Source organism: Psychromonas hadalis ATCC BAA-638, assembly GCF_000420245.1.
GTDB classification, from domain to species: Bacteria; Pseudomonadota; Gammaproteobacteria; order Enterobacterales; family Psychromonadaceae; genus Psychromonas; species Psychromonas hadalis.
The window spans coordinates 1-15354 of the sequence record NZ_ATUO01000091.1 but is presented as its reverse complement, the minus strand read 5'-3'; the positions used below and the strand labels follow the sequence as shown (position 1 = coordinate 15354).

Annotated in this window: 18 protein-coding genes; all 18 read left to right on the top strand. The window is 40.0% G+C overall.

Translation table 11 applies throughout. The annotated features are described in order from the left end of the window. Window positions 1–103 precede the first annotated feature (103 nt). Window positions 104–739: a cytochrome c biogenesis heme-transporting ATPase CcmA gene (ccmA, locus tag G322_RS0111990; protein ID WP_022942014.1), complete on the top strand. Its 636-nt coding sequence runs from the start codon at window positions 104–106 to the stop codon at window positions 737–739. Further along, window positions 732–1400 carry a heme exporter protein CcmB gene (gene ccmB / locus G322_RS0111985; RefSeq protein ID WP_022942013.1) on the top strand — a complete coding sequence of 223 codons (669 nt, stop codon included), beginning with the start codon at window positions 732–734 and terminating at the stop codon, window positions 1398–1400. Before ccmA ends, ccmB begins: the two co-directional genes overlap by 8 nt. A 37-nt stretch (window positions 1401–1437) precedes the next feature. Further along, window positions 1438–2190, top strand: coding sequence for a heme ABC transporter permease (locus tag G322_RS0111980; protein ID WP_022942012.1), 753 nt, complete (start codon window positions 1438–1440; stop codon window positions 2188–2190). 1 nt (window position 2191) lies between these two features. Further along, entirely contained in the window at window positions 2192–2398 is a 207-nt protein-coding gene (gene ccmD / locus G322_RS0111975) for a heme exporter protein CcmD (RefSeq protein WP_022942011.1), read from the top strand. Continuing rightward, on the top strand, window positions 2395–2862 hold the full coding sequence (gene ccmE / locus G322_RS0111970) for a cytochrome c maturation protein CcmE (RefSeq protein WP_022942010.1): 468 nt from the start codon (window positions 2395–2397) through the stop codon (window positions 2860–2862). The genes ccmD and ccmE overlap by 4 nt, the downstream gene beginning before the upstream one ends. A gap of 11 nt (window positions 2863–2873) precedes the next feature. Continuing rightward, entirely contained in the window at window positions 2874–4826 is a 1953-nt protein-coding gene (locus G322_RS0111965) for a heme lyase CcmF/NrfE family subunit (RefSeq protein ID WP_022942009.1), read from the top strand. Between the two features lies 1 nt (window position 4827). Further along, window positions 4828–5364 carry a DsbE family thiol:disulfide interchange protein gene (locus G322_RS0111960; protein WP_022942008.1) on the top strand — a complete coding sequence of 179 codons (537 nt, stop codon included), beginning with the start codon at window positions 4828–4830 and terminating at the stop codon, window positions 5362–5364. Between the two features lies 1 nt (window position 5365). Beyond that, window positions 5366–5830: a cytochrome c-type biogenesis protein gene (locus G322_RS0111955; protein WP_022942007.1), complete on the top strand. Its 465-nt coding sequence runs from the start codon at window positions 5366–5368 to the stop codon at window positions 5828–5830. Continuing rightward, window positions 5830–7110, top strand: coding sequence for a c-type cytochrome biogenesis protein CcmI (ccmI, locus tag G322_RS0111950; RefSeq protein WP_022942006.1), 1281 nt, complete (start codon window positions 5830–5832; stop codon window positions 7108–7110). Before G322_RS0111955 ends, ccmI begins: the two co-directional genes overlap by 1 nt. Window positions 7111–7130: 20 nt before the next feature. Next, complete coding sequence (locus G322_RS0111945; RefSeq protein ID WP_022942005.1) at window positions 7131–7919, top strand: MlaA family lipoprotein; 789 nt, start codon at window positions 7131–7133, stop codon at window positions 7917–7919. 8 nt (window positions 7920–7927) lie between these two features. After that, window positions 7928–8605, top strand: coding sequence for a (d)CMP kinase (gene cmk / locus G322_RS0111940; protein ID WP_022942004.1), 678 nt, complete (start codon window positions 7928–7930; stop codon window positions 8603–8605). 103 nt (window positions 8606–8708) lie between these two features. Next, window positions 8709–10379, top strand: a complete 1671-nt coding sequence (rpsA, locus tag G322_RS0111935; RefSeq protein WP_022942003.1) for a 30S ribosomal protein S1 — start codon at window positions 8709–8711, stop codon at window positions 10377–10379. Between the two features lie 80 nt (window positions 10380–10459). Next, window positions 10460–10747 (top strand): integration host factor subunit beta, encoded by a 288-nt coding sequence (gene ihfB / locus G322_RS0111930; RefSeq protein WP_022942002.1) that lies wholly within the window; start codon window positions 10460–10462, stop codon window positions 10745–10747. 128 nt (window positions 10748–10875) lie between these two features. Then, window positions 10876–11163: a LapA family protein gene (locus tag G322_RS0111925; protein WP_022942001.1), complete on the top strand. Its 288-nt coding sequence runs from the start codon at window positions 10876–10878 to the stop codon at window positions 11161–11163. 6 nt (window positions 11164–11169) lie between these two features. Further along, window positions 11170–12333, top strand: a complete 1164-nt coding sequence (gene lapB, locus G322_RS0111920; protein ID WP_022942000.1) for a lipopolysaccharide assembly protein LapB — start codon at window positions 11170–11172, stop codon at window positions 12331–12333. A gap of 220 nt (window positions 12334–12553) precedes the next feature. Beyond that, window positions 12554–13258 carry an orotidine-5'-phosphate decarboxylase gene (pyrF, locus tag G322_RS0111915; RefSeq protein WP_022941999.1) on the top strand — a complete coding sequence of 235 codons (705 nt, stop codon included), beginning with the start codon at window positions 12554–12556 and terminating at the stop codon, window positions 13256–13258. A 126-nt stretch (window positions 13259–13384) separates the two neighbouring features. Continuing rightward, window positions 13385–14071: a MaoC family dehydratase gene (locus G322_RS0111910; protein WP_022941998.1), complete on the top strand. Its 687-nt coding sequence runs from the start codon at window positions 13385–13387 to the stop codon at window positions 14069–14071. A gap of 462 nt (window positions 14072–14533) precedes the next feature. Next, window positions 14534–15354: flagellin N-terminal helical domain-containing protein (locus G322_RS0111905; protein WP_022941997.1), on the top strand; the 821-nt coding region annotated here is incomplete at its 3' end.

The following is a 15354-nucleotide window of genomic DNA, read 5'->3' as shown; positions in this document are numbered from 1 at the left end:
CGTAAATGGTTGTTCCCTTTACAAAACTTACAACGCAGAAGTGAGTTATTTTAACCAGTAAAATAGATTAGCTATTTACTGTAATTGGTATTAGGTTGTGTTGATGCTTCGTTGTGAAAAACTAACTTGTGTCCGAGAGGATCGGATCTTATTTAAAGATCTCAGCTTTACTGCCAGTTCTGGTGAAATAGTGCAAGTTGAAGGGCCTAATGGTGTCGGGAAAACCAGTCTTTTTCGTTTAATTGTTGGTTTATCTACTCCCTATGACGGCACTATTTATTGGCAAGATAAAGCAATCCTTGCTGAGCGTGAATATTTTTATCAGCAACTCCTCTATCTAGGGCATAAAACAGGTATCAAACCTGAGTTAACGGTGCTTGAAAATCTGCAGTTTTTTCAAAAAATGCAACCTAGTTATGCAGGTGTTGACCTTTGGGAGGTGCTTGCTAAAGTCGGTCTTGCAGGTTATGAAGAGCTTGTTGCAGGACAACTCTCTGCTGGGCAACAGCGTCGTGTTGCGTTGGCGCGTTTATGGCTAAATGACTGCCCATTATGGGTGTTGGATGAACCTTTTACTGCCATCGACAAGTCTGGTGTCAACGTCTTAGAAAATCTTTTTGTACAACATGCGTCAAAAGGTGGCATCGTATTATTAACTAGCCATCAAGATTTATCGATTGGCTCTGAACTGCTTTCTAAAATCACCCTTAAAAAACCGATGGATGATTTTTATGTTTAATGTTTTCTGGCAAGTTGTTAGTAAAGAGTTAAAGGGCGCTTTTCGTCGTCAAAGTGACATATTAAATCCTGTGTGGTTTTTTATTATCGTGGTCACTCTTTTTCCATTGGGTATTGGCACAGATCCTATTTTACTTGCACGCATTGCGCCCGGTATTATTTGGGTTGCCGCTTTACTAGCTGCACTTTTGTCTTTTGAACGCCTTTTCAAAGATGATTTTATTGATGGTTCGCTTGAGCAATTGATGTTGATGCCACACCCTCTTGCTTGGCTTGTTAGCGCAAAAGTGTTTGCTCACTGGTTATTAACTGGTTTACCTATTTTGTTTGTTTCTCCTTTGTTAGCGACTTTCTTAGCGATGGATGTAAACACTTACTTTGCATTGTTTTTGACCTTATTAATTGGCACCCCTATTTTGAGTTTATTGGGTGCTATTGGGGTTGCATTAACAGTAGGGCTTCGTAAAGGCGGGATATTACTGAGTTTAATTATGTTGCCACTGAGTATTCCTATTTTAATATTTTCAACCATGGCGATTGATGCCGCCGCTTATGGACAATCCTACCTTGGATTACTGGCACTGTTAGGTGCAATGTTAGTGACATCAATTACCTTAGCCCCTTTTGCAATTGCCGCTTCGCTACGAGTGAGTGTAAGCTGATCTTATTTTTATTTAGACAGACAGAGAGTTTTTTATTATGTGGAAATGGTTACACCCCTATGCAAAGCCTGAAAAAAGTTATCAGCTAGCAGGGAAGTTTTTACCTTGGTTTATTGTGCTGACAGTCGTTACCTTTGTCGTTGGATTAGTCTGGGGATTATTGTTTGCACCGGCGGATTACCAGCAGGGTGACAGCTTTCGTATCATCTATATTCATGTACCTGCTGCTATGATGGCGATGGCTGCTTATTCAACCATGGCAATTGCAGCCTTTGTTGCATTGGTTTGGCAAATTCGTTTGGCGGAGATGAATGTTGCTGCGATTGCACCTATTGGTGCGGTATTCACCTTTATTGCCTTAGTAACCGGTGCTGCATGGGGAAAACCTATGTGGGGAGCATGGTGGGTTTGGGATGCGCGTTTAACTTCTGAGCTGATCCTGTTATTTGTTTATTTGGGTATTATCGCTTTGCATAACGCTTTTTCAGATAAAGTGTTAGCAGGACGAGCTGCTTCTATTTTAACCTTGGTTGGTGTGATTAATTTACCCATCATCCATTACTCTGTTGTTTGGTGGAATACCCTTCACCAAGGTGCAACGATTATGAAATTTGATAAACCTTCCATGCCACCAGAAATGTTATGGCCTTTGGTGATTATGATTGTTGGTTTTGGTGCCTTTCTTGGTGTTTTGACTTTAATGCGTTTTCGTAATGAAATATTAGCACGTGAAAGCCATCGTCCTTGGGTGACCGCCATGGTGACAGAAAAATTAGCAGGAGAAAAATAACATGGCATTTGATTCAATCAGTGATTTTTTTGCAATGGGTGGCTATGGATTCTATGTATGGTTATCTTACGGATTAACTTTTTTTGCATTAGCGGTTTTAATCATTAATACTTTGAGTAAAAAAAATAAAATAATGAAAGTTGTTGAGCATCGCTTATCTCGTGAGCAGCGCATTAAAAAAGCACAAAATAGGGAGGGTACGTTATGAACCCAAGACGAAAAAAACGTTTATTAATCACCTCTGCACTGGTGGTCGGTTTATCACTTTCTGTCGGTTTAGTGTTATTTGCACTACAACAAAATATCGATCTTTTTTATACACCAAGCGAGATCATTAATGGCAAAAATGAGACGGGTGTTAAGCCTGTCATTGGTCAGCGATTACGTATTGGTGGCATGGTACTTAATGGTTCGGTAAAACGAGATCCAGAAAGCTTACAAGTGAGCTTTGATCTGATTGATAATGGTGGCGGTATTGTTACCGTTTACTTTGATGGAATATTGCCAGATCTGTTCCGTGAAGGACAAGGTATTGTTGCACAAGGTGAACTACTAACGGCCACAGAGATCAATGCGTTTGAAGTGCTTGCTAAACACGATGAAGAGTATATGCCACCAGAAGTTGCAAAAGCACTGGAAGGCATGGATCATTTAAAAAAAAATAAGAAGTAGAGGATAAATTAATGCTTGCTGAAATTGGTCAATTTACACTGGCTATTGCGTGTATGTTCGCGCTGTTACAAACGGTTTATCCTTTATATGGTATTTATGCTCGTCAGCAAAATGCCATTGAATCGGCTAAAATGCTCACTATTCTGCAATTTGTTTTTGTCAGTTTATCATTTGTTATTTTGAGTTATCTCTTTTTAGCGAATGATTTTACCGTTACTTATATTGCCACCAACTCAAATAGTGCTTTACCTTGGTACTACCGTTTATCTGCGGTTTGGGGGGCACATGAAGGATCGTTGCTCTTGTGGGTATTACTGCTTGCATTGTGGAGTTGTGCGGTTGCAGTCATGAGTAAACGCTTACCTGTTGAGTCTATTGCACGCGTACTTGCAGTCTTAGGTTTATTGTCAGTCGGGTTTTACCTGTTTGTACTGTTAACCTCAAATCCATTTTTGCGTACATTACCCTACTTTCCTGTGGACGGGCGAGATTTAAACCCTCTGTTGCAAGACATTGGTTTGATATTACACCCTCCTATGCTTTATATGGGTTATGTTGGTTTCTCTGTGGCATTTGCTTTTGCAATTGCGGCCTTAATGGAAGGGCGTTTAGACAGTGCTTGGGCAAAATGGTCACGTCCGTGGACAATGGCTGCTTGGGTATTTCTAACGATCGGTATCGCACTGGGCAGTTGGTGGGCTTATTATGAATTAGGCTGGGGTGGTTGGTGGTTCTGGGATCCTGTTGAAAATGCATCATTTATGCCTTGGATTGCAGGCACCGCCTTGATTCATTCTTTAGCGGTTAGTGAAAAACGAGGGGTGTTTAAATCGTGGACGGTATTACTTGCGATCAGTGCTTTCTCATTAAGCTTATTAGGCACATTCCTCGTACGTTCAGGCATATTAGTCTCAGTGCATGCTTTTGCCAGTGATCCTGAGCGTGGTCTGTTTATTCTTGCGTTCTTAATTCTTGTTATTGGTGGTTCTCTGCTACTTTATGCTGTGCAAGCATCAAAAGTAAAAAGTCGTGGGCGTTACCGATTATTCTCACGTGAAACCATGTTGCTTAGCAATAATATATTATTGATTGCTGCACTGATTGTGGTGCTATTAGGAACGTTGTTACCACTAGTACATAAAGAGATTGGCTTAGGCAGTATCTCTATTGGTGAACCGTTCTTTAACAGCATGTTTAGTATCTTGGTTGTACCTTTTGCTCTTTTCTTAGGTGTCGCACCTTTTGTACGCTGGAAACGCCAAAGCATTAATGAACTATTTAAACCATTATTACATTCATTAATTATCGCCACTGTTATCACTCTGCTATTTCTGTATAGCTTTGCTTCACACTTTACATGGCTTGCATTGATGGGCGTATTTTTAGGGTTCTGGGTATTAAGTTGTACCTGTTATGAGCTTTATCTACGCGCCACACACCGCTTTTCATTACTTAAAGGATTAACAAAGTTGGGTTATAGCCACTGGGCGATGAGTGTTGGTCATGCAGGTTTTGCTGTGATGATCATCGGTATCACCATGACCCAAAACTATTCGATTGAGCGTGATGTAAAATTGCATATTGGTGAAAGCATTCGTTTTGAACATTATGACTTCCACTTTGATGCGGTTGAGGCATTGCAAGGTAAAAATTATACTGGCAGTGTGGGGGTATTTACCATCAAAAAAGATGGCCAATACGTCACCACTATGAAACCAGAAAAACGTATTTACACCGTGCAACGTATGCCGATGACAGAGGCTGCAATTGACGCAGGTGTGACGCGTGACCTTTATATTGCAATGGGTGAGATGTTACCCGATGGTGGCTGGGCGGTGCGTATCTATTATAAACCGTTTATTCGTTGGATCTGGTTTGGGCCATTAATGATGGGCTTTGCGGGAATATTAATGATGTTAGACCGACGCTACCGTGTTAAAAAAGTAGATGAGGAGGAAGCATAAAATGGCTAATACACGTAAAATGTTAACGCTATCAGTACCGTTATTACTGTTTTTTGTGGTCTGTATCTTCCTTTTTAAAGGCTTATACAGTGATCCGCGTAAACTTGATTCTGCATTAATTGGCAAAGCAGTGCCTGAGTTTATCCTGCAAGATATCTATGATGAAAACAAGCAACATGATGCCTCTATTTTTAAAGGGAAAAAGATGTTGCTTAACGTGTGGGCTACGTGGTGTCCTACTTGTTATGCTGAGCATAAGTTTCTTAATAAACTTGCTGCTCAAGATATCTATATTGTGGGTATGAACTATAAAGACGATCGTAAAAAAGCGATCCGTTGGTTAACCGATCTTAAAGATCCTTACAAAATAAGCCTGTTTGATAAAGACGGTATGTTAGGCATGGATTTGGGTGTTTATGGTGCGCCTGAAACCTACTTTATCGACAGCAAAGGCATTATTCAATATCGCCATGTGGGTGATCTCAACGCACGACTTTGGAATGAGGAGCTAAAAGCGCTCTTTAATGGGATGCAATAAGATGAAAAAGGTAACCTTATCGCTACTTTTACTGCTCTGCACTTTTTTTAGTCCTGCTGTTTTTAGTGCCATTGATACCTTTGAATTTGACACTATCGAGCAGGAGCAAGTTTTCCATGACTTAACCAAAGTCTTACGTTGCCCTAAATGTCAAAATCAAAGTATCTCTGACTCTAATGCCGAGCTTGCTAAAGATCTGCGTAATAAAACCTATGAATTGGTAAAACAGGGTAAAACCAAGGATGAAGTGGTTGATTACATGGTCGCACGATTTGGTAACTTTGTGCGTTACGACCCACCGATAACGCCTGCCACTATCTTCTTATGGTTAGGACCTTTGTTGTTTATTCTGTTTGGTTTCTTAGTGCTCTTTAAACAGGCAAAAAACAAAAGTAAAACAGAAGATGAACTTGATGATAACGAAGAGAAACGCTTGAAAAAAATTCTAAAACAAGGAGATAAGTAATGATTGTACAATTCTGGCTAGGTGCCACTTTGTTGCTTATTATCGCATCTGCACTGTTTATGATGCCTTTTTTAAACAATAAAAACCGCGAAAAAACAGGCAGTAATAACAGCCGTAATACACTGAATCGTGCGCTTTATGATGTGCGCATCGCAGAGCTTGAATCTGATGATACGCAAGGCTTATTAATTGATAAAGATAAAATAATTTCTGAGTTACAACATAACTTATTAGATGATATTAGTGATGAAAAAATAGTTGCCACCAATAATAAGCAGCGCTGGTTATGGTTACCAGGATTGTTGGTATTGATTTTTGGCTCGGTGGCGATGTATTGGTCAGTGGGTTCTTATCAAGAGATAAGTAATTGGGAAAATACGTTGCAGCGTTATCCTGCTTTACAAGATAAACTTTTTAGTGATAGTGAATCACGTCCCACAGAGCAAGAATTACGTGACATCATGTTAGGGTTGCGTACCCATCTTGCCAGCGATCCCTCAGATGCGAAAGGTTGGCTTTTATATAGCCGTTTAGGCATGGTATTTAAAGATGCAGATTTAGCATTAGATGCAATAAAAAAAGCTTATCATTTAAAACCTGATTCCGTGGATATTCGTCTTGTGTATGCACAACTAAAAATGCAAAGAGGTGATGAATATTCGCAGCAACAAGCTGAGTTAATGCTTGCTGATCTGCTCAAAGATAACCCAACAGAATTACAAGCTTGGTCGATGTATGCTTTTATGGCGCTTGAAAAGCAAGACTATAATGCAGCAATAACACGTTGGAAGCAGATGTTAACATTGGTCGAGGTCGATTCTGAGCAAGCTCAGATGTTACATGGCAGTATTAGTTATGCCAAAAAACAGATGCAAGAACAGGGTATTGAAGCAGGAGAAATACAACCACAAGTTGAAATTGCGACCACCGACGAAGTGGGCGCGCCGATCTACAGTGTTAATATCAGCGTTGCAAATAACGTTGTTATTCCTGAGTCAGGTTTTATTATTGTTTATGCACAAGCTGTTTCTGGCCCTAAAATGCCCATTGCAGCGATCAAATTAACGCTGACTAACTTACCGATCACAACACAACTTTCAGATGCCAACGCGATGATGCAAGGAATGAAATTGAGTGATCACAGTGAATTTATTATTAAAGCACGCCTCTCTAAGAGTGGTGATGTGATGAATAAATCGGGTGATTGGCAAGGCGTGAGTGATGTGATAAAAGCGGGGCAAACCACACCGGTTAACATTATCATTAGCGAACCACTATAAAGAGAGAGCCAGGAAAAATAATGAGAAAAGGAGTTCTACTTTTATCGCTGTTATTGTTTGATTTACCATTAATGGTTGGCGCGCAAACCATTAATGGTGATTATGAATACCAAACCCATATGAGCGACCCCATTGAACCGATCAACCGCGTGATATGGGATTTTAACTACCTTGTACTGGATGCCTATATATACAAACCTGTGACAGAAAATTATGTGGAGTGGGTGTCTGATGGCGGGCGGACAGCAATAAATAACTTTGTTTTAAATTTTGATGAACCCTCAACGGTTGTTAATAATTTGATTCAGCTGGAGTTTTCACGATCAGCAGATGCACTATTGCGTTTTTCTATCAACTCAACCTTTGGTTTGTTAGGTTTTTTAGACCTTGCCAAAAAAGCGGGAATTGAACGCCGTCGGGAATCTTTTAGTAATGTATTAGGCCGCTGGAATGTGCCGCATGGACCCTATTTAATGGTGCCAGTACTTGGACCACGTAGCGTAAGAAAGGTAGTGGGTAGCTTTGTCGATGGTCTCTATTTTCCCATGAGTTACCTCACTTTTTGGCAAAGCACGACACTGTGGGGGATCGATGGTTTAGATAAGCGAGAAGCGGTATTAGGGCAAGAGAAGCTATTAGAACAAGCACTGGACTCTTATATTTTTGTGAAAGAAGCTTATATGCAGTATGAAGCATTTAAGTTTTACCAAAACAGCGAAGATATGAACCTGTTTATGGACGAAAAAGAGTTACAAAAAGCTTATCAAGATGAACAAGATCTTGAAGCATTTATGGACGAGATTGATTAGAGGATAACATGAACTTAATTACCATTGATGGCCCAAGTGGCTCAGGAAAAGGCACAGTTTGCCATATTTTAGCCAGTAAACTGGGGTGGAACTTATTAGACAGTGGCGCGTTATATCGCATATTAGCGTATGCGGCCCTGCAAAAAAATATCGCACTTGAAGATGAAAAATCGTTAGCTGCATTGGCGATCAACTTAAATGTTGCATTTATCTCCAACGGTATTGGTGTTGACACGTTATTAAATGGTGAAAATGTCGGCGATAAGTTGCGCACTGAAACGGTTGCGCAAGCAGCCTCTAAAGTGGCTTCAATTCAGGTGGTGCGTGATGCATTGCTTGCGCGCCAAAAAGCATTTTTTCAAGCGCCTGGGTTGATTGCCGATGGCCGAGATATGGGCACCGTAGTGTTTCCTGACGCACCGGTTAAAATATTTTTAGATGCCAGTGCAGAGGAACGCGCTCAACGGCGCTTTAATCAGTTGCAAAATAAAGGATTTGATGTTAACATCGCGCAAATTTTAAGCGAAATAAAAGATCGTGATTACCGAGATAGAAATCGTACTGTTGCGCCATTACGGCCTGCAAACGATGCCCTTGAGATCGACTCAACCTCATTAACTATTGATGAAGTTGTAAATCAAGTCCTTGATGTAGTTGCTCTTAAACTCAATTTAACAGTAAAATAATTTACTGTTTTTATATATCGTTTCATGGATGAAATGATAATTTTTCTTGCCTCCCTCGCGAATGGATTGTGATGGGTTGTATAAAATAAGTGTGAATAAATAGATGATGGAATCTTTTGCTGAACTATTTGAAGAATCTCTTCAACAGGTAGAAACTCGCCCCGGTACAATTGTTAAAGGTACAATTGTTGGAATTCGTAACAACCTAGTATTCGTTGATGCAGGTCTTAAATCTGAAGCTGCTATCGATATTGCTGAATTTAAGAACGCAGCAGGCGAGCTTGAAGTTGCTATCGGCGATGTTGTAGATGTAGCGTTAGACGCGGTAGAGGACGGTTTCGGTGAAACTAAACTTTCTCGTGAAAAAGCGAAACGTCACGAAGCTTGGATCCAGCTTGAGAAAGCATACGAAGACCAAGAAACTGTTATCGGTGTTATCAACGGTAAAGTTAAAGGTGGTTTCACTGTTGAATTAAACGGTATCCGTGCTTTCCTACCTGGTTCATTAGTTGACGTACGTCCTGTACGTGACACTGCTCACCTTGAAAACAAAGATATTGAATTCAAAGTGATCAAACTTGATCAAAAACGTAACAACGTTGTTGTATCTCGTCGTGCTGTTATTGAAACTGAAAACAGTGCTGAACGTGAAGAGCTACTTGAGAACCTTCAAGAAGGTCAAGACGTTAAAGGTATCGTTAAAAACCTAACTGACTACGGCGCATTCGTAGATCTAGGTGGTGTTGACGGTCTATTACATATTACAGATATGGCTTGGAAACGCGTTAAGCACCCAAGCGAAATCGTAAATGTTGGTGATGAAATCAACGTTAAAGTTCTTAAGTACGATCGTGAGCGCACGCGTGTTTCTCTAGGTCTTAAGCAACTTGGTGAAGATCCATGGGTAGCAATCGCTAAGCGTTACCCTGAATCAACGCGTTTAACTGGTAAAGTTACTAACTTAACTGATTACGGTTGTTTCGTAGAAATTGAAGAGGGCGTTGAAGGTCTTGTTCACGTTTCTGAAATGGATTGGACTAACAAAAACATCCACCCATCTAAAGTTGTTCAATTAGGTGACATGGCTGAAGTGATGGTGCTAGACATCGACGAAGAACGTCGTCGTATCTCTCTAGGTCTTAAACAGTGTAAAGCTAACCCGTGGGAAGAGTTCTCTTCAACACACGATAAAGGCCAGAAAGTAACTGGTAAAATCAAGTCTATTACAGACTTTGGTATCTTCATCGGTCTTGACGGTAACATCGACGGTCTAGTACATCTTTCTGATATTAGCTGGGATGTTGAAGGTGATAAAGCAGTTCAAGAGTACAAAAAAGGCGACGAAATCGAAGCTGTTGTACTACAAGTTGACCCAGAGCGCGAACGTATCTCTCTAGGCATCAAGCAAATTGCAGCTGACCCATTCAATAATTACTTAGCAGAAAATAAGAAAGGGTCTATTGTTGTAGGTACTATCTTAGAATCTGATGCTAAAGGTGCTGTGGTAACACTTGCTGATAGCGTTGAAGGTTATATCCGCGTTGCTGATATTTCACGTGACCGTATCGAAGATGCATCTACTGTACTTAAAGCTGGCGACAGTGTTGAAGCTAAATTCGTTGGTGTTGATCGTAAGAACCGCGTAATTAGCCTTTCTATTAAAGCGAAAGATGAAGCTGAAGAGAAAGAAGCAATTGATAGCTTGAAAGATCAAGATGAAGCAAGCATGGGTAATGCAATGCTTGACGCATTTAATGCAGCTAAAGGCAAATAATTAAAGAGGGGTCGGTAACGGCCACTTTTAAATTATCTGGTGTCAGTTTACTGCATTCATTTATGAAAACGAGGTAAGTTATGACTAAGTCTGATTTGATTGAAAGACTAACCAGCAAGCACTTTCAATTGTCGATTAAAGAGGTTGAAGATAGCGTTAAAGAGACGTTACAATTGATGACGGATTCAATGGCTCAAGGTGAGCGCATTGAAGTTCGTGGTTTTGGTAGTTTCTCATTACACTATCGTGCTCCACGTATTGGACGTAATCCTAAAACAGGAGATAAAGTCGAATTAGGTGGCAAGCATGTACCACACTTTAAACCAGGCAAAGAGTTGAGAGAGCGAGTTAATGCTGTTAATGCATAGAGCATGAACAAAATAAAGTTCATGCCGAATGTGTAAACAAAATAAAAATGGTGCTTTAAAGCGCCATTTTTTTTGTTTAAAATTCCTATTTATAATACACTAATCACTCATTTGAAATGAGGCTGAGCATGAAACGTTTTCTGACACTTATTGTTATTGTTCTATTATTTGCTATTGCGATTGTATTAGGTTTAAAAAACCAGCAAACGGTGAACATTAATTACCTTGTTGCGCAAAGTGAAATGCGTCTATCAACGCTACTGGCAATTAACTTCCTATTTGGTTTTATTGTTTCAGGTTGCTTTGGTACTCTTTTTTATCTACGCCTCACCATGAAAAACCGTCACCTTCGTAAACTCAATAAAAAGCAGCGTAAAGCATTAAACCAATTATCAACGACCCATGAAAAAGACTAACCCCTAGTGCAAGAGATATTCTTCCTCCTACTGCCTGTTGCCGCCTTCTATGGTTGGTATATGGGTGTGCGCAGTGTGCATCAAAAAAATCAGAAAAAAGAAAATAAATTAAGTCGTGATTATGTCAAAGGGCTTAACTTCCTACTCAGTGATCAACCTGATAAAGCAGTAGATCATTTTATCGCACTGCTAGAAGTTGATAATGAAACCATTGAAACACACCTTGCTTTAGGTAACCTATTTCGTCAGCGTGGCGAAGTAGAGCGATCTATTCGTATCCATCAAAACTTAATTGCACGTCCCTCGTTAACGCGTGAGCAACGTGATTTAGCACTATTGCAATTGGGAAAAGACTTTTATCAAGCGGGATTGTTTGATCGTAGCGAAAAGATATTTATCCAACTCAAAGACTCGCCTGAATATAAACAGGTTGCCCTTGAAAACTTGCTGAGTATCTATCAACAATTAAAAGAGTGGGCTGATGCCGTGAGTGTTACCGAGATGCTAAACAAGATAGGCAAAGGCAAGGTTAAGCGTCGTACGCTCTCTTACCTCTATTGTAGTTTGGCGGATCAATCTGATGATGAAAAAAAACAGGTCGCACTGTATAAAAAAGCGTTAGTTATGTTTCCTGCATGTATAAAAGCAAGTTTAGCACTTTGTGATTTTTATCAGCGTTATAATAAACCTGAGAAAGCGCTAGAGATATTAGAAAAAATCCCTGAAGTTGATATTGATTTTAGTGAAGTCATACTAGATAAGTTACTGATATTACATCAACAATTAGGCATTGAAGAAGAGCTTGTTAGCTACCTTTATCGTATTATAAGCCTCGGTGCAGGCGCAAGCAGTGTTATTTTACTTTCAAAATTAATTGAAAGGCTACGTAGTGTAGAAAAAGCACAAGCCTTTATGTTACAAGAATTGCGTAAAAACCCGACCATGAAAGGGTTTAATCAATTGATGACTTACCACTTAACACTCTCTGAGTCTTCAAGTGAGGTAGAAAGTCTCTCATTTTTACAAAAATTGGTCGCGCAGCAGATAAAATTACGCCCACAGTATCGTTGTCAAAAGTGTGGTTATTCAAGTAACAAACTACATTGGTTATGTCCTTCGTGTAAAAGCTGGGGAAGGATTAAGCCAATACGAGGTCTTGATGGTGAATAAATATGGACGATAGCTCAGTCTAGGAGCGAGTAAGCTCTGCGAGCCCTTTTTTTAGTCCTGCTTGGTTATCAAGGCGAAGCTGAAGCATCACGTCCGAATATGGACGTAGGATTTTAGTCCTGCTTGGTTATCAAGGCAAAGCTGGAGCATCACGTCCCCCCCAAATAGCCCTGCGAACCTCTTTGTAGTTCAGCACTATTTACATTAAACAGGAAATATAATGAACAAGTTAGATCCAAAAGTAGTGATTGCATTAGATTATGATAACAAACAAACAGCATTAGATTTTATCAGTCAACTTGACCCAACCACTTGCCGTCTAAAAATTGGCAAAGAGATGTTTACCCATTTTGGCCCAGACTTTGTAAAACAGATTGTTGATAAAGGCTTTGATGTTTTCTTGGATCTTAAGTTTCATGACATCCCCAATACCGTTGCTAAAGCGGTAAAAGCAGCCGCTGATTTAGGGGTTTGGATGGTTAATGTACATGCTAGTGGCGGTCGACGCATGATGGAAGCTGCTAAAGCCATTCTTGAACCTTATGGTGACAAAGCCCCCCTCTTAATTGCAGTAACTGTGTTAACCAGTATGGATAAAAGTGATCTGTTAGAACTTGGCATTGAACTGTCACCCGCTGAGCAGGTAAAGCGTTTAGCCATATTAACTAAATCATCTGGACTTGATGGTGTTGTTTGCTCATCGCATGAAGCAAGTGAGTTAAAAGCGTTATTAGGTGACGGATTTAAATTAGTTACCCCTGGTATTCGTCCAGAAGGTAGTCCGGTAGCTGATCAGCGCCGTGTAAAAACCCCCAAACAAGCGATGGACAGTGGCGCTGATTATTTAGTCATTGGCCGTCCAATTACCCAAGCTGAAAATCCAGCTCAGGTATTAACAGAGATAAATGCAACGCTTAATTTATGATAAGGCAGGACTAAAGTCCCGCTTCCGATAAACCATAGCGTGTTTGGAAGTTCCACTTCCGTTAATAGTATTAGTTGTATTTTGGAAGTGAGACGTTAGTCTTACCCCTTTAGACTGGAACAATAGATGAAAAAATTTGACATCAATAAATATAAAGCGGAATTCATGGAAAAATACGCGGTAGACTTTACCCTGTGGATGTCTCCAGCTGTTCGTGATTATTATTCACTGTTTATCAAAAAAGCACACAGTAATCGTGAGCAACTGCTTTCATGGGTGAAAGAGTATTCCATCTTAAAAGATGGGAAAAGCATCAATGTCGCGCAAAAACCAATACAGCTATCAGCCGAAGCACGAGAGCTATTTTTAACGCTCCAAACGCAAATCGGTGAAGAGGTGCATGTGGGTGATTGGTTAACCATATCACAGCAGCGTATTGATCAATTTGCGGAGGTGACTGAAGACAGGCAGTGGTTACACAATGACATTGAGCGCGCCACAAAAGAATCGCCCTTTAAAACCACTATTGCCCATGGTTTTTTAACACTCTCATTATTGCCACGTTTAACTGACAGTGTTAATCCAGATAAACCACTTTACCCAGATGCCAAAATGACCGTTAATTATGGTTTGAATCAAGTACGTTTCCCTTACCCTGTTAAAACAGGCAGTGTTATTCGTGCGCATAGTCGTTTAATTAAAGTGACACCTATTAAACGTGGCTTGGAGATCGAAAAAGAGATCTCCGTTGAAATCAAAAATACACGTCGCCCGGGCTGTGTTGCTGTTTCTGTTGTACGTGTTTATTTTTAATGATGATCTTTTGACAGATCATCGCTATTAATTCCCTTTTAGGAATCGTTACATAATAACTTGCGCTAAATTGTTTTCAAAAAGCCTGAAATGACTGGTTATTTTGAAAAAAAAAGCGCAAGTAATTTTGAAGTCGATCCTTATTGTTCGTTTACCGCTATTAAAAAACTATAAAAGATCATATTTGCCACCTCACTTATTTAAAGAAGATCTCTTTTTGCAAAAGATCTTTTTAAGCTCATCATCAATATCTATACCTACCTCTCTAATAACTAATTGAAATAGCTTGTTTTTTAAACATTTACAATCAAATTCCCCCTATTTTTCTTTTACAAAAAAACAGCCTATTAAAAGTTGGCATGTAAATCGCATTATAAAACCTGAGAGTAAAAATTGACGGCAAAACGTACAAAACTTGCCGATTTTCCCAAGTAAGGGATAAAAGAAACAAAGGAGTAAATCATGGCTCAGGTAATTAATACAAATATCATGTCGCTTAACGCACAGCGTCAACTAAACAAAAGTCAGCTCACGCAAAATGAAGCGATGGAGCGATTATCTTCAGGCTTACGTATCAATAGTGCAAAAGATGATGCTGCTGGCCTTGCTATCTCCACAGGGATGCAATCACAAATTCGTGGTATCAACCAAGCGGTACGTAATGCCAACGATGGTATTTCCATGACACAAACGGCAGAGGGCTCGATGAATGAAATGACCAACATCCTGCAGCGTATGCGCGAACTATCGGTACAATCAGCGAATGATACAAATTCAGCATCTAACCGTGAAGCGATTCAAAAAGAGGTGGATCAATTACATAATGAACTTGATCGTATTGCAAGTACGACAGAGTTTAATGGGGTGAAATTATTAGATGGAAGTTCAGGGACAATCACATTACAAATAGGTGCAAACTCTGGTGAGACGCTCAGCTTTTCTCTTTCATCAGTAACCACTAATGCATTAGGTTTAAATGGAGGCTTAAATAAAGCGGAACTCAATGGTGGCCGTGTTACAGCTGCAACGACTGGCACTGCGGGTGAAATGCTTATTAATGGTATTGATGTACCTGCGTCGGATACTGGCTCTGCCGTTGACATTGCTAAAGCAATCAATAGTAAAACAGCAGAGACTGGTGTGACAGCAAGTGCTTACAATGTTGTTCAAGGTGATGATGCAAGTACATCAGTCACTGGTGTAACAGACGGAATGACCATCAAAGTGGGTGGTGCTGCAACGATAACATTAGGTGCTACATCTTCAATGAGTAACTTAGTGGA